Genomic DNA, 19,637 nt, shown 5'->3' on the forward strand with positions numbered 1-19,637 from the left:
TAGAGAAGCACTCGTCCAGGGTCTGGAGGCCGGTCGGTGGCAGAATGGTCGAGTTCAGACGGTGGCGTGGAGGACACGGCGTTGTGTGCCCATTTTCTCTCCTGCTTACCCGTTGACGGTGCTGCAGTGTCAGTGTTCGGTGGCGCTGTCCCCGAAACCGTCGTCTGCGCCACGGACAGCCTCGCCGCTCGCCTGGATGAACTGCAGTTCGACCTTGGCGAGGGCCCGCGGTGGGAGGCAGCGCGTACCCGACTTCCCGTATTGGAACCGCGGATACGTGAGGCGGCGCATCCGCTCTGGCCGATTTTTTCCTCCGCCCTCATGGACACCGCCGTCGAAGCGCTCTACGTTTTTCCGCTCACACTCGGCGCGCTCGATGTCGGAATCGTCGAGCTGTACAGCAGAACGCCTGGCGTGCTGGATCGCACGGACCGGGCGAAAGCCCTGGTGCTGGCCAACGAGACCGCCTGGAACCTGCTCGACCGCCTGCTTCGCGTGCAGGAATCGACGGGTAACGGCGACGCCGTAGCAGCGCCAAGGACATCGCCACTATCACGACGGGAAATCCACCAGGCGACCGGCATGGTGCTCGTGCAGATGAACGTAACACCAACGGATGCCCTGCTCGTTCTTCGCGCGCACGCCTTCTCCCAAGGCAAGACGGTGCGCACCATCGCGGGAGAGGTAGTCGCACGAAGCCTACAATTTTCACCGGAAAATGATTGAAATTCAAGAAAGGATCTGGAATTACTCATGGTCACCATGACTCGTGCCTCACTAGTGAGCGCCGCCTTCGTGAAGTTGACGGACACTCTGGTCGGCGAATATGACGTTCTTGACGTGCTGCATACCTTGGTGGAGGAGTGCGTGGAATTGCTCGACGCCACCGCGGCTGGCCTCCTTCTGGCCGACCCCGGCGGGGAACTCCAAGTGGTCGCTTCAACGAGTGAGGAGAGCTACCTCGTCGAGGTTCTCCAACAGCAGGCCGGTGCCGGTCCCTGCGTGGACTGTTATCTCACCGGGAAGGTCGTCACCATGGGCGACATCGCTGCCTCCGGCGACACCTACCCGGATTTTAAAGCGGCGGCCCTGTCGCAGGGGTTTCGCTCGGTACACGCCATCCCGATGCGGGTACGCCATCGGGCAATCGGGGCGCTCAATCTGTTCCGCACCCAAACGGGCGACGTCACCCCCGAAGACGCCGCAATCGGACAGGCCATGGCCGACGTCGCCACCATCAGCATCCTGCAGGAACGTACCGTGCGCGAGGACGCCGTCGTCAACGAGCAGCTGCAGCGGGCCCTTAACAGCCGAATCCTGATCGAACAAGCTAAGGGGGTTATTGCCCAGGTCAGCTCCGTCGACATGGACGAGGCCTTCAAACGACTGCGTGCCGATGCCCGGGCCCGCAACCACACCATGCGGGAGAGCGCTCAAGACGTCATCAACCGACTGATCACTCTCTGACTGCCCGTCCCGAACGACATCGGGTGGGTGACGTGGATGCCTGTCGGTGGTCGCCCCTAGGCTGGTTGTATGAGCACTTGGAGCGATCACCTCGCCGTATTCGACCTTGAAACCACCGGCATCGACGTGGAAACCTGCCGCATTGTGTCGGCTACGGTCGCCGTTATCGACGCGAACGGCACGCCCGTTGAGCGAATCGATTGGCTGGTGGATCCAGGCATCGACATTCCGGCCGGTGCGACCAGCGTGCACGGCATCACCACCCAGCAGGCCGTTGAGCACGGCCGCATCGCGTCGGAGGCCGTGGCCGAGATCGTCACGGCGCTACGCGGGCACCTGAGCGACGGGCTGCCCATCGTGGCCTACAATGCCCCGTACGACCTCACCCTGCTCGACCGTGAGGCCCTGCGCTACGGCATTGCCCCCCTGGTTTCGCCCAGTCCGGTCGTCGACCCCCTGGTCATTGACAAGGCCGTCGACAAGTATCGCAAAGGAAAACGCACCCTCGAGGTGACGAGCGCGTTTTATGGTGTCGCCCTCAACGACGCCCACGACGCCGGTGCCGACGCAATCGCGGCCGGACGTGTCGCGCAGGCTATTCACCGCGCGCACCAAGGTGCCCTGCCCGCAACGCTCGACGAGATGCATTCTCTGCAAGTCACCTGGTACCGGCAGCAGGCGGAAAGTTTTCAAGAGTACATGCGGCGTGACCGCGATCCCGACTTTCTCGCCGATACTGCGTGGCCGCTGCGCTAACTCACTACTGCGCGAATAGCTTCGGCATACAGAAAAGGCGACCAGCCAGAGGCGGTCGCCTTTTCTGTTCTAAAAACCTGGTGCTATTTGCCGAAGCCTTTGTAGCGCGAGTTGAACTTCTCAACACGGCCGGCGGCGTCCATGATGCGCTGCTTACCCGTGTAGAACGGGTGCGACTCGGAGGAGATTTCCACGTCGATGACGGGGTACGTGGTTCCGTCTTCCCACTCGATGGTCTTTTTGCTGGAGACCGTCGATCGAGTCAGGAAGGTCGCACCGGAGGCGAGGTCGCGGAACACGACGGCAGCGTACTCGGGGTGAATGTCAGACTTCATGAAATTTCCTTTTGCACTTCTGGTGAACAGACTTATAACTGGTCACAGTGCTGTTCGAATATTGGGCCCCGCCCGCCGTGCAAGACACACCGACGGCAAGCTGGGTGGCCAGATGGCCAGCCCCTGAGTTTAGCAGAAATTGCTTGTGCAGGAAGCCAAGCTGTTCACATGCTCGGTCTAGAGCGCGCGGGCCGAGTAGCGCCCATCGGTCTGGGACAGTTCGATGTTCAGGCCGAAGGTCTCACTGAGCGCCACCGCGGTAAGGGCCTCACCGATCGGCCCGGCCGAGACGACTTGGCCGCCCGACAGCAGCAGCACGTGGGTAAATCCGAGCGGAATCTCTTCGACGTGGTGGGTAACCATAATGATGGCCGGCGAGTTGGGTTCCTGCGCGAAACCGCTGAGCAGCTGCAAGAGCGATTCGCGGGCACCGAGGTCGAGGCTCGCAGCGGGTTCGTCGAGCAGCAGAATCTCCGGATCGGTCATGACAGAGCGGGCGATCTGCACTCGTTTCTGCTCACCGTCGCTGAGAGTTCCGAACTTGCGGTCGGCGAGGTGGTCGAGGTTCCATTCCTGGAGTACGCGCTGGGCGCGACGTTCGTCGATGACCTCGTATTCCTCGTTCCACCGGCCGGTGACCGAATACGCCGCCGTCATGACGACATCGAGGACCTTCTCGCTGCCCGGCACCTTGCGGGCCATGGCGGTCGAGGCGAACCCGATCCGGGGTCGTAACTCGAAGACATCGGTTCCGCCGAGGGTCTCATCGAGCACCTCAGCCTGGCCGCTCGACGGGTGCATGAAGGCGGCAGCGATCTGCAGCAGGGTTGTCTTGCCTGCGCCGTTCGGGCCGAGGATGACCCACCGTTGGTCGTCGTCGACGCTCCAATTCACTGAGTCGAGGATGGTGGTGCCACCCCGGACGACGGAGACGTCGGTGAAATGCAGAACGTTGACCATACAACCATGTTATCGGGCGGGGGCGGTGGCGAAATACGCCGGGCCCGTCAGCGAGACGCACCCGACGCCCTCACCGGCCGTTCAGAGAAGCGATGCGTAGATTTCGCGGGTGCGAGTGGCGATCTGGCTCCAACCGAACTCGTGCTCCGCCCGCAGGCGGCCGGCGCGCCCCATCTCGGCGGCGTGGGCCGGGTCGCTCACGACCTCGGTGAGGATGCGGGCGAGGTCGGCGACGAACTGCTCGGGATGCAGCGGGGTACCCGTACCGTCGGTGAGTTGCTCGATTGGTACCAGGCGCCCGGTTTGGCCGTCGGCGACGACCTCGGGAATCCCTCCGGTGGCCGTGCCGACGACGGCCAGGCCACAGGCCATAGCCTCGAGGTTGACAATACCGAGCGGTTCGTAGATGGACGGGCAGACGAAGACCGTGCCGTGAGTCAGCACGGCGGCGAGCTCGGGCTGGGCGAGAAGCCGGTTGATCCACACGACTCCCGACCGTTCTCGCTGCAGGGCCTCGACGCCGACGGTTACTTCGGCGAGAATGCCGGGAGTGTCCGGCGCACCGGCGCACAACACGAGCTGCACCTCGGGGGGCAACAACGCTGCGGCGCGCAACAGGTAGGGCAGTCCCTTTTGCCGCGTGATGCGGCCGACAAAAACGACAGACGGCCGGTCAGGATCAATTCCCAGTCCGCGCACAAAATCAGCGTCGAGCCTGGGCTTCCAGCGCTCAAGGTCGATGCCGTTGTACACCGTGTGCACCCGGCTCTCATCGAGTGCCGGGTAGCTGCGCAGGATGTCGCGACGCATACCGTCGCTGACAGCGATGACGGCATCCGCTGCCTCGAAGGCCGTTTTCTCGATCCAGCTCGACACACGGTAGCCGCCGCCGAGCTGCTCGGCCTTCCACGGGCGCAGGGGTTCAAGGCTGTGGGCGGTGACGACGTGCGGAATGCCGTGCAGCATCTGGGCGAGATGCCCGGCAGCGTTGGCGTACCAGGTGTGCGAGTGCACCAGATCGGCACCAGCGGCATCCTGTGCCATCTGCAGGTCGACGCCGAGCGTGCTCACGGTGGCGTTGGCGTGGGCAAGTTGTTCGGGGACCGCATAGGCGAAAGTGTCGACATCTGATCGGGGCGCGCCGAAGCAGCGCACCGAAACATCAATGTCTTCGCGGAGCGCTCGCACGAGCTCCGTGACGTGCACTCCCGCTCCCCCGTAGATCTCCGGGGGATATTCCTTGGTCATCAAATCCACTCGCATGCAGCAAAGGTAGCGCAGCCGGACCCGACGCACATCCCGTGGTGCTGGTCGACTTGCCCGGTTGGCCCTACTCTGTACACATGAAGGCCAAGAAGATCTTTGGAATCGTTCTCGCGGGTGGCGAGGGAAAACGGCTAATGCCGCTGACCGAGGACCGGGCCAAGCCCGCTGTCCCCTTTGGTGGGCATTACCGTCTCGTGGACTTCGCCCTGTCCAACCTGATCAATTCGGGCGTCACCCAGATTGTGGTGCTCACCCAGTACAAATCGCACAGCCTTGACCGTCACGTTTCCCAGACCTGGCATGTGTCCGGTGGGCTGTTCAACTCGTACATTGCCTCGGTGCCGGCCCAGCAACGCCTCGGCAAGCGCTGGTTCAGCGGTTCGGCAGACGCAATTCTGCAGAGCCTCAACCTCATTCACGACGAGAAGCCCGACATCGTCGTCGTCGTCGGGGCCGATCACGTTTACCGCATGGACTTCAGCCAGATGATCGACGCACACATCGCGTCGGGACTGTCTGCGACGGTCGCGGCTATTCGCCAGCCGATCGGCCTGGCCGACCAGTTCGGCGTCATCGAAGTGGCTGCCGCCACTCCCGATCGCATCTCGGACTTTCGGGAGAAGCCCAAGGATGCCGTCGGTCTTGCCGACGCCCCGCACGAAGTGTTCGCCTCGATGGGCAACTATGTCTTCAACACCGATGCCCTGATCGAGGCGGTGCTGCGCGATGGTGAGCGTACCGATTCGAGTCACGACATGGGCGGTGACATCATTCCCGACTTCGTCTCCCGCGGCGACGCGGGCGTGTATGACCTGCAGCGCAACGAAGTGCCAGGGTCGACCGATCGCGATAAGTACTACTGGCGCGATGTGGGAACCATCGATTCATTCTTCGAAGCGCACCAGGATCTCATCTCGGCGCTTCCCGTGTTCAATCTGTACAACCACAAATGGCCGATTTTCAGCATGCAACTGAACTCGCCGCCGGCGAAGTTCGTGCGCGACGGCCATGGCGCCCTGGGGACCATGATCGATTCGATCGTCTCGCTGGGCTGCGTCATCTCCGGCGCTCACATCGAGCGCAGCGTTCTCGGCCCCTGGACCTCGATCGGCTCCGCCTGCGAGGTCGTCGACTCGATCGTGTTCGACCGGGTGCAGATTCGGCCAGGTGCCGTAGTGCGGCGCGCCATTCTCGACAAGGAGGTCATCGTCGAGGCCGGTGCCACGGTCGGGGTCGATCGGGATCGTGATCTCGCGCGCGGCTTCAGTGTGACCGAATCCGGCATCACCGTTGTCGGCAAGGGCGTGCTCGTTACCCCGTGAGCCTTGCTACCGCACCACATTTCCTCGTCGTGCTCGATGCCGACTCCACCCTGATCCAGGACGAAGTGATCGAACTGCTGGCGGATGCCGCCGGCTCACGCGATCTCGTCGCGGACGTTACCGAACGGGCCATGCGCGGAGAATTGGACTTTGCGCAAAGCCTGCACCAGCGGGTGTTGACCCTGGCGGGACTGCCGGATACCGTCTTCGCTGAGGTTGGGCAACGCATCCGCCTGACTGCGGGGGTTCCCGAACTGATTGCGGGTATTCATGCCGGCGGTGGCGTTGTCGGAGTGGTCTCAGGCGGATTTCACGAGCTGCTCGACCCGCTCGCAGCCACGCTGGGGCTAGACCATTGGCGGGCCAACCGGCTCGAAGTCGAAGCGGGCCGCCTGACCGGGCGCGTTCTCGGGCCGATCATCGACGCCGAGGCGAAAGCGGTCGCCCTCTGCGAATGGGCCGCAAGCAGCCGAATCGCCCTGGCACAGACGATCGCGGTCGGTGACGGCGCAAACGACCTGCGCATGATGCACGCGGCCGGTCTCGCCGTCGCGTTCAACGCGAAGCCGAGGGTGCAGCGCGAAGCCGACCTGGTGATCGACCACTGTAATCTCAGTCAGGTGCTTCCGCTGCTCGGCCTGCGCGGCTGAACCGGCAGCTCTGCCGCAGCCGGCGGTTTACGATTCGATGGTCAGTGGCCCATGCCTAGACCGCCATCGACCGGAATGACCGCACCCGAGATGTAGGCGGCGTCGTCGCCGGCGAGCCAGCTGACGACCCGAGCCACTTCGGAGGGCGTGGCGAATCGGCCGGCGGGGATGCTGCGCTGGTAGTCCGCCTGCTGCGCTTCTGGCAGGGCTGCTGTCATATCGGTTTCGATGAATCCGGGAGCGACCACGTTGGCGGTGATGCCGCGGGCGCCCAGCTCGCGGGTGACCGAGCGCGCCAACCCGATCAGGCCGCTCTTGGACGCCGAATAGTTCACCTGCCCGGCGGAGCCGTAGAGGCCCACAACGCTGGAGATGAGCACGATCCGGCCGAAACGTGCCTTGAGCATGCCCTTACTGGCACGCTTGACGACGCGGAATGCCCCACTCAGGTTCGTGTCCACCACCGACGTGAAGTCGTCCTCTGACATGCGCATGAGCAGAGTGTCGCGGGTGATCCCGGCGTTGGCCACGACGACCTCGACCGCACCGTAGGTCGCCTCGATCTCGGCGAAAGCGGCATCGATTGAAGCGGAGTCGGTCACGTCAGCGCGCACGGTAAGACTTCCGGATGGTCCGTGACCGGACCGTGAGGTCACGGCCACGCGGTGACCCTGGGCCAGGAATTCCTCCGCTATGGCAAAGCCGATGCCGCGGTTACCGCCGGTGACGAGCACTGTTCTAGCCGTTGTCATAAAGTTCCTGTTCTCTTGCCTGCTGTGAATGGAGGTCGCGGGTCGGGATCACTGAAATACCCGGCAGATTCAAGTTTAAGGCGTGCAACAACCGGGCCGCGCGGACGTAGGCTTGATCCAGTGGATTTTCTACCGTGGAAGAAACCGACGACGAACCCGATGGGCCTATGAAGCAGCAGTCGATCACCTCGCTCCCCGCCTCCCCCGAGGTCGAGCGACGCAATCGGATGATCAAATATTCGATCGCGATGGGTGTGCGTGTCGTCTGCATTGTGCTCATGTTGTTCGTGCAGGGCTGGTGGCTGGTGCTGTGCGCCATCGGTGCGATCGCACTGCCGTACTTCGCCGTCGTCGTGGCGAACGTGAAGATTGCGCCGCGCGGCGCCGAAGTGCTGCGGCCGGGCAGTGTCGAGATTTATACCCGACCTGAGAACCGCACGAGCGACGATGGGATCAAGTGAGTGCTCGCGCGGCCGCTGCGACAAGTGCGATGATCGGACTGGGCGCTCCCCTGCAATCATCGACGTGCTCGCGGGCCGATTGCAAGAACGCTGGGCGCTGGCGGTTGGATTGGCGCAACCCGCGCATCCACTCGACCGACCGCGTCAAAACCTGGCTGGCCTGCGACGAGCACGTCGAGTATCTGCGTGACTTTCTGGCCGCCCGGGACTTTCCCCTGATCGTGAGCGAGCTCGGCACGACGCCGTCGCCGCGCGGAGATGAGCAATGATGGGCTGGCGGTTCGCCTTCAGCCGCCGCTGGGCGGGGTACCTGGCGCTGACGATCCTGTTCGCCGCGGTGTGTTCTGGCCTCGGCGTCTGGCAGCTGGCCCGGCGCGACGAGGCTCTCACCGAGCTGTTCAAGATCGATTCCAACTTCGATTCCAATCCGATTCCCGTTACCGAGGCACTCCCGGAGTTGAGCGCCTTCAATGAATCCCAAAAGTGGATGCCAGTGGAACTGACCGGAACCTACCTCACGGACGACGAGATGCTCGCGCGCAACCGACCGCTCAACGTCACTCCGGGCTTCGAGGTACTGACCCCGCTGCTGCTCACCGACGGCACCATTTTCATCGTCGATCGCGGCTGGTTGCCCACCGGAGAGCAACAGGATGCGCCTGACTCCGTGCCGGCGCCGCCAAGCGGAACGGTCACCGTCGTTGCCAGACTCAAGGCGAGCGAACCGGACCTGCCTGGCCGCACGGCCAGTGGCGACCAGGTTGCGACGATCAACCTGACGACCATTGCCGAACGTCTCGACCAACCCACCTACACCGGTGCTTACGGCTTGATGGACACCGAGAACCCCACCGCGTCCCAGGAGCGCCCGACCGCCGTCGTTAAACCCATCCGCGATGAAGGCCCACACCTGTCGTATGCGTTCCAGTGGTTTGTCTTCGGTCTGCTCGCGTTCATCGGCCTCGGCTGGGCACTGCGCGAAGAATACCGAGCCGTGAATGCTGAAGACCCCGAGGAACGCGAACGGGCGGATGAGCGCGCCCGCAAGCGTGCGGCGAAACCACGTAACGACGCCGAAATCGAAGACGCCCTGCTCGACCGTCAGGCGCTCTGAGTCGAGGTTCAACCGGCCAGATCGGCACGGTTATGTGTCAGGCAACGGCGCTCTGGTGCGGCAATGTGCCGGTACTGCCCCGTTCGGGTGTTCGGGTATCCAGGAGCTTTCGGTACACGGTGAGCAACGCCTGCGCCGACCGGGTCCAGTCCAGCTCGAGGGCGTGCTTGCGTGCCGCCAGAGAAAGCTGACGGGCTCGCGGTCGATCAACGAGAATGCCAGAAAGCGCATCGGCCCAAACCAGCGGATCTCTCGACTCCAGCACCAGGCCGGTCACCCCGTCGACGACGGCCTCACGCAGGCCACCAGATGCCGCAGCGATCACGGGCACGCCGCTCGCTGCACCCTCAAGGGCAACGAGACCGAAGGTTTCGGAGTGCGACGGCACCAGCACCAGGCGTGCCCCACGAAACAGGCTGGCCAGGTCGTTCCGGGATTGCGCGCCGACCAACCGAAACTGCTTGGTGAGTCCGACGCTCTCGGCGAGAGCCCGCAACTGGTCAACGTAGCCGGCGTAGTCGGCCGAGGCCGCGCCGGCAACGACCAAAGTGGGACGGATGCCGACCGGCATTGCGGCGACGGCGGTGACGGCCAGATCCAGACCCTTGAGCGGTTCCAGGCGGGCCGCGACCAGCACAAAGCCGGTTTCGGATTCCCCGAATTCTTCCGAGTCGGCGCCCGCGACTGGCGTGAAGGTAGTGCAGTCCACCCCGGGCCAAACGACGGAGATGCGTTCGACGGCACCGCCCAGGCGCCCCGTGATCGTCGCAGCCTCGGCCGCACTGATCGCGACGAGCACATCCGATTCGCGGGCCAGCCAGGCTTCACCCAGCATCCGTCCCGGTGATTCGGCTCGTTCCCCAGCGGAGAGCGGCGTCGAATCATCCGCAGCAATGCTGTGAAAACTTTGCACATGCGGAATGTTCCACCGACGGGCGACCGGGAGAGCGGCCATGCCGGAAAACCAGTGGTGCGAGTGGATGATGTCGAACGGTTCGAGTGCGGCGATCTTGTCGGAGAATTCGCCGATCAGTGCCTCATGCTTGCCCTTGCTGACCGGAACAGCCGGGCCCGCATCGAGAAATTGCAGCGTCACTCCCGGTGCCAGCTGTTCGCGCGCAGCCTGGGCGGCAGACGCACGGCGAGTCAGGATGGTCACGCTGTGCCCGAGGGCTCCGAGAGCCTCGGCCTGGTGGCGCACCACGACGTTCATTCCCCCGGCGTCATCGGCACCCGGATCAGTGCCGGGTGAGGTGTGTAGGCAGACCAGTGCAATACGCAATGGTTTCTGGAGCGGAAGCACGCACGTGTCCTTTTCCTGAGGCGAACCGGCACCACCAGACGCCCAATCGGTGAGAGCGGTTAGGACAGCTCGATCAAATCGAGGTAGTCCTTGTTCCAGTGGTCTTCGGTGCCCTCGGGCATGATGAGCACGCGCTCCGGGTTGAGGGCCTGCACGGCACCCTCATCGTGGCTCACGAGCACGACGGCGCCGGCGTAGTGTGCCAGTGCGTCGAGGATCTCCTCACGGCTGGCCGGGTCGAGGTTGTTGGTGGGCTCGTCGAGCAGCAGCACGTTGGCGCCGGAAACGACGATCATGGCCAGGGCGAGACGGGTCTTCTCGCCACCGGACAACACGCCGGCCGGCTTGTTGGAGTCGTCGCCGGTGAACAAGAACGAGCCAAGCACGCGGCGCGCTTCCATCTCGGTGATGCTCGGCGATGAGGAGACCATGTTCTCGAGCACGCTGCGCTTGACGTCGATCGTCTCGTGTTCCTGCGCGTAATAGCCGATGCGCAATCCGTGGCCGGGTTCGATCGAACCGGTGTCGGATTCATCGACGCCCGCGAGCATGCGCAACAGGGTGGTCTTTCCAGCACCGTTGAGTCCGAGGATGACCACCTTGGAGCCGCGGTCGATAGCGAGGTCGACGGCGGTGAAGATCTCGAGTGAGCCGTAGCTCTTCGAGAGATCCTTGGCCATGAGCGGGGTTCGACCACACGGGGCGGGCTCGGGAAAACGCAGCTTCGCGACGCGTTCCACGGCCCGCACGGCGTCGAGACCGGAAAGGAGCTTCTCCGCGCGGGCCACCATCTGGTGCGCTGCCGCCGCCTTGCTGGCCTTGGCGCCGAATTTGGCGGCCTGCAACTGCAGCGTGGACGCCTTCTTCTCGGCGTTGGAGCGTTCCTTCTTGCGCCGGTCGGCATCCGCTGTACGCTGCAGCAGGTAGTTCTTCCAGTTCATGTTGTAGATGTCAATCATCATGCGGTTCGCATCGAGGTAGAACACCCGGTTGACCGTCTCGCCGACGAGTTCGATGTCGTGGCTGATAATGATGACGCCACCCTTGTAGTTCTTGACGAACTCGCGGAGCCAGGCCACCGAGTCGGCGTCGAGGTGGTTGGTGGGCTCGTCGAGGATCATCATCTCGGCGGCCGAGAACAGGATTCGGGCCAGTTCGATGCGACGACGCTGTCCACCGGACAGGGTACTCAATGCCTGGTCGAGAATGTGGTCAGGCAGCTTCAAGTTGCTGGCGATTGACGCAGCTTCGGCCTCGGCGGAGTAGCCGCCCAGGCCATTGAATTCATCGGTCAGACGACCATACTTCTTCATGGCCGCGGCGGCGATCTTGGCATCGGGATCGGCCATGGCCAGGCTGGACTCGTGCATGCCGAGAGCGATGGTGCCGAGACCACGCGCGTCCAGGATTCGTGTGCGAGCCAGCATGCTCGGATCGCCGGCGCGCGGGTCCTGGGGCAGGTAGCCAATTTCACCCGAGTGGCTGATCGAGCCCTTGGTCGGGTTCGTCTCCCCCGCGAGTGTCTTCGTCAGGGTCGTCTTGCCGGCACCGTTACGACCGACGAGGCCGATTTTGTCGCCGCTCGCGACGCGGAAGTTGACGCCCTCCATGAGCACGCGGGCTCCAACGCGGATTTCGAGATCTTGCACGTTGAGCACAGCAATAGTCCATTCGAAGTGTTTGTACGGGTGTGAAGTGTGAGTGGGCCGAAGCGGTCCAACTCACTAGTATATTTGCGTTCAGACTGGCTGGGCACACAGGAGCCTAGAGCAGGGCCGCCAGGAGCGACTTTTCCAGCCAGTTCAGGTATGCCTCGGTCGACCAGCCGAGCGACAGCACGAGCGTCCTGAAGGTGTGCGGATGCGCCAAGGCCCACATAGTTGCAGCGGCCTCATGGTCGCTAATGCCGCCGCGCAGTCCGCGCTTCTCCCTTAACGCCGCAGCTACCTCGCCGAAGCCGTGCAGCCGCGCAGCGTCCCGCTTTTGCGCGAACTCCCCCACGTCAGGGTCGACCACGGCCGCCTCGCTGACAATGCGCAGAATGCCCGAGGTACGTTCGTTCACGAGCGCGCTTGACCTAGCCAAAATACGGATGACTTCGGTCGCGGTGCGTGCCTCGGCAATGCGTTCGCGCGTGGCCCCCGACAGCAAAGCCGGTGCCCCCGGTTCAGCGGCCACTCGATCAAGAACCGCCGCAAGCAACTCCGCCTTCGAGCCCACCGAGTTGTAGATGGTTTGCACCACCACGCCCGCCTCCGCCGCGATCGCGGCGACCGACGTGCCCACATACCCGCGCTCAAGCATGAGGCGCCCCGCCGCCATGACAATCTCCGCCCGCGTACTCGCAGCCTGTGCCGCTCGCCGCCTCATGGCCCCGTTCTCCCCTGTATCCATACAACTAGCATACCGTTCTACTCACTGGATTCAGCTGCCAGTAACGATGCTGTGTTGGGAGTTCGTTGTACAAGTCGTTTTTAGATTCGAAGAAAATGAGCTGTTCTGGTGCTAGGGGCGGTGCTCACCGGTCTGGAAAAAGCGAGTGTCAGTGCGAATTCAGCTTCGTATGGAAATCCAAAAGTATATGAGATTCCCTCGACTTGAGGGGTTGTGTTTGGTACACTTGTTCTATGAGCCAGAGCGGCGACACCCCCCAGCAGTCGGGCAGTGTCGATCCGTTCTTCGCCGCACACGGTACTTGGCCGGTTTCGCCCGAGGAGCGCGCTGAGTTTGATGCGTTCTGGGCGCAGTGCCAGGCCGATTGGCGGGTCGAGATCGCCGAGGGCCTCGGGCAGTTCGCTCCGTATGACGCCCGCGAAGACGTCGATACCGCGCCCGTCAGCCCGGACCCCTTCGCAGCGGATACTGTCGGCCGGGAGCCTGTCGGCCTGGCGCCTGTCGGCCGGGCGTCTGTCGGTCCGGAGCCTGTCGGCCGGGCGTTCTATCGCCGGGAGATGCCTGACGGTCCGCCTCTGCCGGCCGGCCTGGACCTGACCGAGGCGTTTGCCGCGGTGCCGCCCGAGCACCGGTTCGATGGGGACCTCCGCGAGGAGATCCTCTGCGCTGAGTACCTCGCGGCCAATTTCCTTCCGGACGATTTCCGCCCGGCCGATTTTCTCTCGGCCGATTTCCACCCGGACGATTTCCTCCCGGCCGAGAACCCCGACCCGGCCGACGGCGGCCCGGCCGAGTCGCTGAGTCCGTTCCAGCGGCATCAGGCGCAGTTCGTGGACCGGGTGCTCTACCTCGAGAAGATCATCGCCTGGGCGCAGGCGAGCAAAGCTGAGGTCCTCACCGCAGCGTGGGACTACACCACCAACACCGCCGACACCGGCCGGCCCCTGTCCGGGCCGGGCCACGAGCATGACTGGGATGCGACCTTCGCCGCGCAGCAGGGCCTGGTGGCCGAGATGGCGTGCGCGCTGCGCATCCCCTCCGGCACCGCCTCCGGCCTGCTCCAGGAGAGCCGGCAACTGGTGGTCGAGCGGCCCGATACTCTCACCGCGCTCCGCAGCGGCGATATCTCCCTCCGCCACGCCCGCCGGCTGCTCGACCAGCTCGGCTCCGTGCCGCAGCCCGCTCGCGCCGAACTGGAAGCGGTGCTCCTCCCGCACGCCCGCAGGCTCACCCCCACCCAGTTCGACGGTAAGGCCCGCAAACTACGCGAACGCTTCCACCCCGACAGCATCACCCTGCGTCGCGCCCGGTGCCTGGCTGATCGCCGAGTGCAGTTCTTCCCCGACAAGGACGGCATGGCCACCCTCTGGCTGCGCGCCGCCGGTGAGGACCTTCAGGCGGTCTACACCCGCGTCACCGACGCCGCCCTCAGCCTGCAAGGCCCCGACGAAGAGCGCACCCTCAGCCAGCTGCGCGCCGATGTCGCCGTCGACCTGCTCCAGCAGGGCGTCACCGGCAGCGGCCTCGGCGCCGGCCTGACCGCCAATGTCAATATCACCGTGCCGGTGCTCACCCTGATGGGACGAAGCGAAGAACCGGCCGACCTGGAAGGGTACGGGCCGATCGACCCGGAAACCGCCCGCCGCCTCGCCGGCACCGCAACGAGTTTCCTGCGCATCCTCACCCACCCCCATACCGGCATCGTGCTCGACGTCAGCCAAGAACCCTTCCGGGTACCGGCCAGCCTGAAGAAGTACCTGCGGCTGCGCGATGGAACCTGCCGGTTCCCCGGCTGCAACCGCTCCGCCGGCCACAGCGACCTCGACCACACCATCGACAAACAATTCGGCGGCCCCACCACCGCCACCAACTTGCACTTCCTCTCCCCCGCCCACCACAACCTGAAGCACTTCAGCGACTGGAAAGCCATCGCCACCCCCGACGGCACCCTGCACTGGACCAGCCCCGCCGGCAAACACTACGCCACCGACCCCGCCACCCGCATGAGGCCCCCGCCTACAACAGACCGCGCCACCAGCCCAGAGCCGCCGGCCGCACCACCACCCGTGCCTAACCCGTGGGCCTCCGACTGGACCTCCGTCTGGCCCATCGATAACGCCGAGAACCCTGACCCCCAACCGTTCTAGGGGCCATCGACGCAGCACTTAGGCTAAAAGGGCAGCAATGACGCTGGCAGCAGCCAGCATCGTCCATCGGGCAGGCAGCCGGGTCGTCATGCTCAGGGGCGCGTGATCCTGCGAGCGAAGTCCGCGAACGCGCCCAATCCGGCACCGATGGCGGCGAGCACGTGTGCCGAAATGCTGAGACCGAGGGCCAGCCCGCGGTCGTCGACGACCTTGCTGTGATCAGCGCCAAGTGACGGGTGTAGGGACGCAGCCGCAGCAGGCATCAATAGACTGGCGGCTACCGTTGCCTGAAGGAAGGACCCCGTGCTCGTCACCGTCACCTCGACCGCGCCTGCCGCATCCAATCTGAGCCACCTGCTTCGCAAGCACCCGGATCGTGCGCAGGCTTTTCCGCTCAGTGTCGGTACGGCGCACGTCTTCTACCCTGAGGTGTCCGATGAACGTTGCACCGTGGCGTTGGTTCTCGAAGTCGACCCCATCGGTCTGGTGCGCGACAAGCGCTTCCGAGGAAACGACGCGGCCGCACTCGCCCGTTACGTGAACGACCGGCCATATGCGTCCTCCTCCATGGTCGCCGTCGCGCTGGGCCAGGTCTTTCGCACGGCCATGAACGGGACGAGCGAGTCGTTTCCCGAGCTCGCAGCATCCGCGCTACCCCTCGAGATCACCGTGGCGGCCGTGCCGGCCAGGGGCCGCGACACCGCCGGCCTCGTCACGCGACTGTTCGAGCCGCTCGGCTGGTCCGTCGCTGAGACGCCGATCCCGCTGGACCCGGAGTTCCCGGAGTGGGGCGATTCCGTCTACGTTGACCTCGTGCTGCGCGGTGAGGTCCGGCTCAGCAACGCGCTTCGGCACCTCTACGTGCTACTGCCCGTACTCGACGACGCCAAGCACTACTGGGTGTCAGACGACGAAATCGGCAAGCTTCTCCGCGCGGGCGAGGGCTGGCTGCCTGATCACCCCGAGCGCGAACTCATCACGCGCCGATACCTCGCGCATCAGCGGTCGATGGTCGACGAGGCCACAGCACTGCTTTCCGCGGACACCCGGCTAAACGACCTCGACGACTTGGCAGAGCAAAGCGAGCAGTCCGGCACGGCGCCGCTGGCCCCGCAGCGCGCGGAGGCTGTGCTCACAGCACTGCACGACGTCGGAGCGCACTCGGTGGCCGATGTCGGATGCGGCGAAGGCGCCCTGCTAAAGCGCCTGAGCGCGAACGCGGCGTTCACGACGATCATCGGCTGCGATGTCTCAACGAGCGTTCTCGTCAGGGCTGCGCGAACGCTCAACCTGCGTGAGGCCAGCGATAAACAGCGCGAGCGGGTGCAGCTCATGCAGTCGTCGGTGACGTACCAGGACGACCGCATCGCCGGCCTCGACGCTATCGTGCTGATGGAGGTGATCGAGCACCTCGACCTGGAGCGGCTCCCGGCGCTCGAGTCGGCCGTGTTCGGAGCTGCCGCTCCTGGCGCGGTCATCGTGACGACGCCGAACGCCGATTTTAATGCCCGGTATGAGTCATTGCGCGCCGGTTCGTTCCGGCACCGCGATCACCGATTCGAGTGGTCCCGGACCGAGTTCGATGCCTGGGCGACTGGAGTCGCGGCTCGCCGCGGCTACACGGTCGAGTACCGGACGGTCGGCGACGTCGACGTCGAACTCGGCTCCCCCACCCAGCTCGCCCTGTTTCGAAAGGCCACCCACTGATGACCCGCCTGGCTCTTCCCGTCCTGTCGCTTGTCGTGCTCGTTGGCACCTCTGGCTCCGGAAAGTCGACGTTCGCCGCCACTCACTTCGGGCAGTTCGAGACGCTGTCGAGCGACTTCTTCCGCGGGCTCGTCTCCAACGACGAAAACGATCAGGCTGCGACATCCGCGGCGTTCGAGGCGCTCCGGTTCGTCGCGGGAAAGCGACTTGACGCCGGGCTTCTAACCGTCATCGACGCCACCAACGTGCAGGCGGATGCTCGCCGCTCACTCGTAGCGCTCGCGCGAGCACACGACGTGCTACCGGTTGCCGTCGTGCTCGACCTGCCGCAGAGTGTCTGCGTCGAGCGCAATGCCGCGCGCGCAGACCGCACGTTCGGGGCATCCGTCATCAAGCGTCAGCACGATCAGTTGCGACGTTCCCTTAAACAGCTCGGCAAGGAGGGCTTTCGGCGGGTCCACGTTTTGTCCGGGCTGAACGAAATCGCGGCCGCGGAGTTCGTGCGTGAACCCCTTCTCAACGACCGTTCCGACGAGACCGGCCCGTTCGACGCCATTGGCGACGTTCACGGCTGCCGCAGTGAGCTCGAGACGCTTCTAGGCAAGCTCGGCTACGAGCTCGTGCGCGACGACGCGGGGCGCCCCATCGACGCGGTGCACCCTAACGGGCGCCGCGCGATCTTTCTGGGTGACCTCGTCGACCGTGGTCCCGATACCCCCGGCGTGCTGCGACTCGCCATGGGCATGGTCGCGGCCGGCCACGCCCTGGCCGTACCCGGCAACCATGAGGCCAAGCTCGTGCGCGCCTTGGAGGGGAAAAAGGTGCAGGCGAGCCACGGCCTCGCCGAGACACTCGCCCAGCTATCGAGCGAGACGGAGGAGTTTCGCCTGGAGGTTTTGCACTTCTGCCGCGACCTGGTCTCTCACCTCCTGCTCGACGACGGCCGACTCGTCGTGGCGCATGCCGGTCTGATCGAGAAATACCACGGACGGGCCTCCGGCCGCGTGCGCGCCTTCTCCTTGTTCGGCGATACGACGGGCGAAACCGACGAGCATGGCCTGCCGGTACGGTTGCCCTGGGCCGAGGACTACCGCGGAAAGGCGACCGTGCTCTACGGCCACGTCCCCACGCTCGAAGCTGAATGGGTCAACGGCACGATGTGCCTCGACACTGGCTGCGTGTTCGGTGGAAAGCTCAGTGCCCTCCGCTATCCAGAGAAGGAGGTCGTCGATGTGCCAGCCGAAAAGATCTGGTACGAACCAGTCGCGCCCCTGGGGGCGCGAAATTCCGACGGAAAAGTGACAACAGGAACCGTGACGCGTGAGCCGGGACTTCTCAGAATCGACGACGTGCTCGGCAAGCAGATCGTCGCGACCCGGGTGTTCGGCAAGGTCGGAATCCGTGAGGACAATGCTGCCGGCGCTCTCGAGGTCATGAGCCGGTTCGCCACCGACCCGCGCCGCCTCGTCTACCTGCCGCCGACCATGAGCCCTCCGCACGTGTCTGATCGCGACGGCATTCTGGAGCACCCGGTCGAGGCGTTCGCCGCCTACCGTCGTGAGGGCCTCGATCGGCTGATCTGCGAGGAGAAGCACATGGGATCCCGAGCGGTCGTGCTGCTCACCCGAAACGCCACCCGTTTCGGCGCACCTGACGGCTGGCGCGGAGCGGTCCACACTCGCACGGGCCGCCCATTCTTCGATGAGTCGACGACCGACGACTTTCTCGCGCGGCTCGACCGAGCCGTCGAGACGGCAGGGCTATGGTCCGAACTCCAGACGTCCTGGTTGCTTTTCGATGCCGAACTGCTGCCCTGGTCGCTCAAAGCGGGAGCAATGATCCGAGAGCAGTACGCGAGCGTCGCAGCAGCGGCAACGAGCGCCCTGCCGGCCGCGTCGCGGTTTCTGCAGGCCGCCGTCAACCGGGGTGTCGACGTCACCGAGCTGCTCGCACGCACGCGGCACCGCGCGTCCAACGCCGAGGCCTACCGAGACGCATACCGGCGTTACAGCCAGCCGGTGTCTGGACTGGACGGCGTGCAGCTTGCCCCGTTTCAGTTGCTCGCCTCCGAAGGAGCGAGCCATCTGGGTCAGGATCACTCCTGGCACCTCGCCATCGCCGACCGTCTGGCCGCCGCGGACGAGCAGCTCATCCGACGCACCCGGCACATCGACGTCGACCTGACGTCGTCAGAGTCGGAGGCCGCAGCAACGACGTGGTGGGAGGATCTGACCGCTGCCGGTGGTGAAGGCATGGTGGTGAAGCCGGTGGCCGGCCTGGTTCGCGGAACGCGATCGCTCGCCCAGCCGGGCATCAAGGTGCGCGGAGCCGAATACCTGCGGATCATCTATGGACCCGACTACCTCGATGCAATCAACCTGGCGCGCCTGCGCGACCGGGATGTCGGGCACAAGCGCTCAATGGCGCTTCGCGAGTACGCCCTCGGAGTCGAAGCGGTCGAGCGCTTTGTCGCTGACGAACCGCTATGGCGGGTGCACCAGGCCGTCTTCGGTGTGCTGGCCCTGGAATCGGAGCCGGTAGACCCCCGCCTCTGAAGAAATCAACCGTCACGTCAGGCCAGAGCGGCGGGACCAGCGTCAAGGCCCAACCCGACAAAACCAGGAAGGCCCCGCCTGCAGATGCAGGCGGGGCCGTCGAGATAGAACTAGAGCTACATGGCGAAGCCGAGGGCACGCATCATGTCGCGACCATCGTCGGTGATCTTCTCCGGACCCCATGGCGGCATCCAGACCCAGTTGATGCGGAACTGATCGACGACGCCGTCCAAGGCCTCAGCCGTCTGCTCCTCGAGCACATCGGTCAGCGGACAGCCGGCCGAGGTGAGGGTCATATGGATGATGAGCGCATTGTTTTCGTCGTCCCAGCCGAGGTCGTAGATGAGTCCGAGGTCGACGACGTTGATGCCGAGTTCCGGGTCCATGACGTCTTTGAGGGCTTCTTCGATTTCATCGAAGCGTGCCGGACTGAGTGTGGAGGCCATGG

General features: G+C 64.7%; 20 protein-coding genes. 11 read left to right on the top strand and 9 right to left on the bottom strand.

Annotated elements, in window-relative coordinates; genetic code table 11:
- The first annotated feature begins 126 nt into the window (after positions 1-126).
- The 3 genes from QMK31_RS01300 (at position 127) to QMK31_RS01310 (ending at position 2,223) form a co-directional block, all read left to right on the top strand.
- Entirely contained in the window at positions 127-726 is a 600-nt protein-coding gene (locus QMK31_RS01300; RefSeq protein ID WP_283499151.1) for a GAF and ANTAR domain-containing protein, read from the top strand.
- Positions 727-753: 27 nt separating this feature from the next.
- Positions 754-1,467 (top strand): GAF and ANTAR domain-containing protein, encoded by a 714-nt coding sequence (locus tag QMK31_RS01305; protein WP_283499152.1) that lies wholly within the window; start codon positions 754-756, stop codon positions 1,465-1,467.
- Positions 1,468-1,536: 69 nt separating this feature from the next.
- Complete coding sequence (locus tag QMK31_RS01310; RefSeq protein WP_283499153.1) at positions 1,537-2,223, top strand: exonuclease domain-containing protein; 687 nt, start codon at positions 1,537-1,539, stop codon at positions 2,221-2,223.
- Positions 2,224-2,306: 83 nt separating this feature from the next.
- Here QMK31_RS01310 and QMK31_RS01315 read toward each other — a convergent pair whose 3' ends face one another.
- The 3 genes from QMK31_RS01315 to glgA form a co-directional block, all read right to left on the bottom strand.
- Positions 2,307-2,558: a type B 50S ribosomal protein L31 gene (locus QMK31_RS01315; protein WP_283499154.1), complete on the bottom strand. Its 252-nt coding sequence runs from the start codon at positions 2,556-2,558 to the stop codon at positions 2,307-2,309.
- A gap of 177 nt (positions 2,559-2,735) precedes the next feature.
- The gene (locus tag QMK31_RS01320; protein ID WP_283499155.1) at positions 2,736-3,518 is read right to left on the bottom strand and encodes an ABC transporter ATP-binding protein; all 783 of its coding nucleotides are present in this window, start codon (positions 3,516-3,518) and stop codon (positions 2,736-2,738) included.
- Between the two features lie 81 nt (positions 3,519-3,599).
- On the bottom strand, positions 3,600-4,781 hold the full coding sequence (gene glgA, locus QMK31_RS01325; protein WP_283499156.1) for a glycogen synthase: 1,182 nt from the start codon (positions 4,779-4,781) through the stop codon (positions 3,600-3,602).
- An 80-nt stretch (positions 4,782-4,861) separates the two neighbouring features.
- Between glgA and QMK31_RS01330 the strand changes: the two genes are divergently transcribed.
- Entirely contained in the window at positions 4,862-6,106 is a 1,245-nt protein-coding gene (locus QMK31_RS01330; protein ID WP_283499157.1) for a glucose-1-phosphate adenylyltransferase, read from the top strand.
- The gene (serB, locus tag QMK31_RS01335) at positions 6,103-6,756 is read left to right on the top strand and encodes a phosphoserine phosphatase SerB (protein WP_283499158.1); all 654 of its coding nucleotides are present in this window, start codon (positions 6,103-6,105) and stop codon (positions 6,754-6,756) included. Before QMK31_RS01330 ends, serB begins: the two co-directional genes overlap by 4 nt.
- A 41-nt stretch (positions 6,757-6,797) precedes the next feature.
- Here serB and fabG read toward each other — a convergent pair whose 3' ends face one another.
- Complete coding sequence (gene fabG, locus QMK31_RS01340; RefSeq protein ID WP_283499159.1) at positions 6,798-7,508, bottom strand: 3-oxoacyl-ACP reductase FabG; 711 nt, start codon at positions 7,506-7,508, stop codon at positions 6,798-6,800.
- Positions 7,509-7,642: 134 nt separating this feature from the next.
- On the opposite strand from fabG, the gene QMK31_RS01345 reads away from it, so the two are divergent.
- Genes QMK31_RS01345 through QMK31_RS01355 form a run of 3 tightly spaced genes read left to right on the top strand, consistent with a single transcriptional unit; the run spans position 7,643 to position 9,083 of the window.
- On the top strand, positions 7,643-7,969 hold the full coding sequence (locus QMK31_RS01345; protein WP_283499160.1) for a DUF3099 domain-containing protein: 327 nt from the start codon (positions 7,643-7,645) through the stop codon (positions 7,967-7,969).
- 29 nt (positions 7,970-7,998) lie between these two features.
- Positions 7,999-8,238 (top strand): hypothetical protein, encoded by a 240-nt coding sequence (locus QMK31_RS01350; protein ID WP_283499791.1) that lies wholly within the window; start codon positions 7,999-8,001, stop codon positions 8,236-8,238.
- Positions 8,235-9,083 (top strand): SURF1 family cytochrome oxidase biogenesis protein, encoded by an 849-nt coding sequence (locus tag QMK31_RS01355; RefSeq protein ID WP_283499161.1) that lies wholly within the window; start codon positions 8,235-8,237, stop codon positions 9,081-9,083. The genes QMK31_RS01350 and QMK31_RS01355 overlap by 4 nt, the downstream gene beginning before the upstream one ends.
- Positions 9,084-9,120: 37 nt before the next feature.
- Here the strand turns inward: QMK31_RS01355 and QMK31_RS01360 are convergent, their stop codons facing one another.
- The 3 genes from QMK31_RS01360 to QMK31_RS01370 form a co-directional block, all read right to left on the bottom strand.
- Positions 9,121-10,386 (bottom strand): glycosyltransferase, encoded by a 1,266-nt coding sequence (locus tag QMK31_RS01360; protein ID WP_283499162.1) that lies wholly within the window; start codon positions 10,384-10,386, stop codon positions 9,121-9,123.
- Positions 10,387-10,445: 59 nt separating this feature from the next.
- Positions 10,446-12,044 (bottom strand): ABC-F family ATP-binding cassette domain-containing protein, encoded by a 1,599-nt coding sequence (locus tag QMK31_RS01365; RefSeq protein WP_283499163.1) that lies wholly within the window; start codon positions 12,042-12,044, stop codon positions 10,446-10,448.
- A gap of 106 nt (positions 12,045-12,150) precedes the next feature.
- Complete coding sequence (locus tag QMK31_RS01370; protein ID WP_283499164.1) at positions 12,151-12,780, bottom strand: TetR/AcrR family transcriptional regulator; 630 nt, start codon at positions 12,778-12,780, stop codon at positions 12,151-12,153.
- A gap of 233 nt (positions 12,781-13,013) precedes the next feature.
- On the opposite strand from QMK31_RS01370, the gene QMK31_RS01375 reads away from it, so the two are divergent.
- Positions 13,014-14,927, top strand: coding sequence for an HNH endonuclease signature motif containing protein (locus QMK31_RS01375; protein WP_283499165.1), 1,914 nt, complete (start codon positions 13,014-13,016; stop codon positions 14,925-14,927).
- Between the two features lie 92 nt (positions 14,928-15,019).
- Here the strand turns inward: QMK31_RS01375 and QMK31_RS01380 are convergent, their stop codons facing one another.
- Entirely contained in the window at positions 15,020-15,190 is a 171-nt protein-coding gene (locus QMK31_RS01380; protein WP_283499166.1) for a hypothetical protein, read from the bottom strand.
- A 40-nt stretch (positions 15,191-15,230) separates the two neighbouring features.
- Here QMK31_RS01380 and QMK31_RS01385 point away from each other — a divergent pair, with 40 nt between their 5' ends.
- Together QMK31_RS01385 and QMK31_RS01390 are read left to right on the top strand one after the other, a co-directional pair.
- Entirely contained in the window at positions 15,231-16,634 is a 1,404-nt protein-coding gene (locus QMK31_RS01385; RefSeq protein ID WP_283499167.1) for a 3' terminal RNA ribose 2'-O-methyltransferase Hen1, read from the top strand.
- A complete protein-coding gene (locus QMK31_RS01390; protein ID WP_283499168.1) occupies positions 16,634-19,189 on the top strand; it encodes a polynucleotide kinase-phosphatase in 2,556 nt (851 codons plus the stop codon). Before QMK31_RS01385 ends, QMK31_RS01390 begins: the two co-directional genes overlap by 1 nt.
- 116 nt (positions 19,190-19,305) lie before the next feature.
- On the opposite strand, the gene QMK31_RS01395 is transcribed toward QMK31_RS01390, so the two are convergent.
- Positions 19,306-19,635, bottom strand: coding sequence for a metal-sulfur cluster assembly factor (locus QMK31_RS01395; protein ID WP_092107875.1), 330 nt, complete (start codon positions 19,633-19,635; stop codon positions 19,306-19,308).
- Positions 19,636-19,637: the final 2 nt, after the last annotated feature.

The organism is Cryobacterium sp. PH31-O1, assembly GCF_030063455.1.
Classification (GTDB): domain Bacteria; phylum Actinomycetota; class Actinomycetes; order Actinomycetales; family Microbacteriaceae; genus Cryobacterium.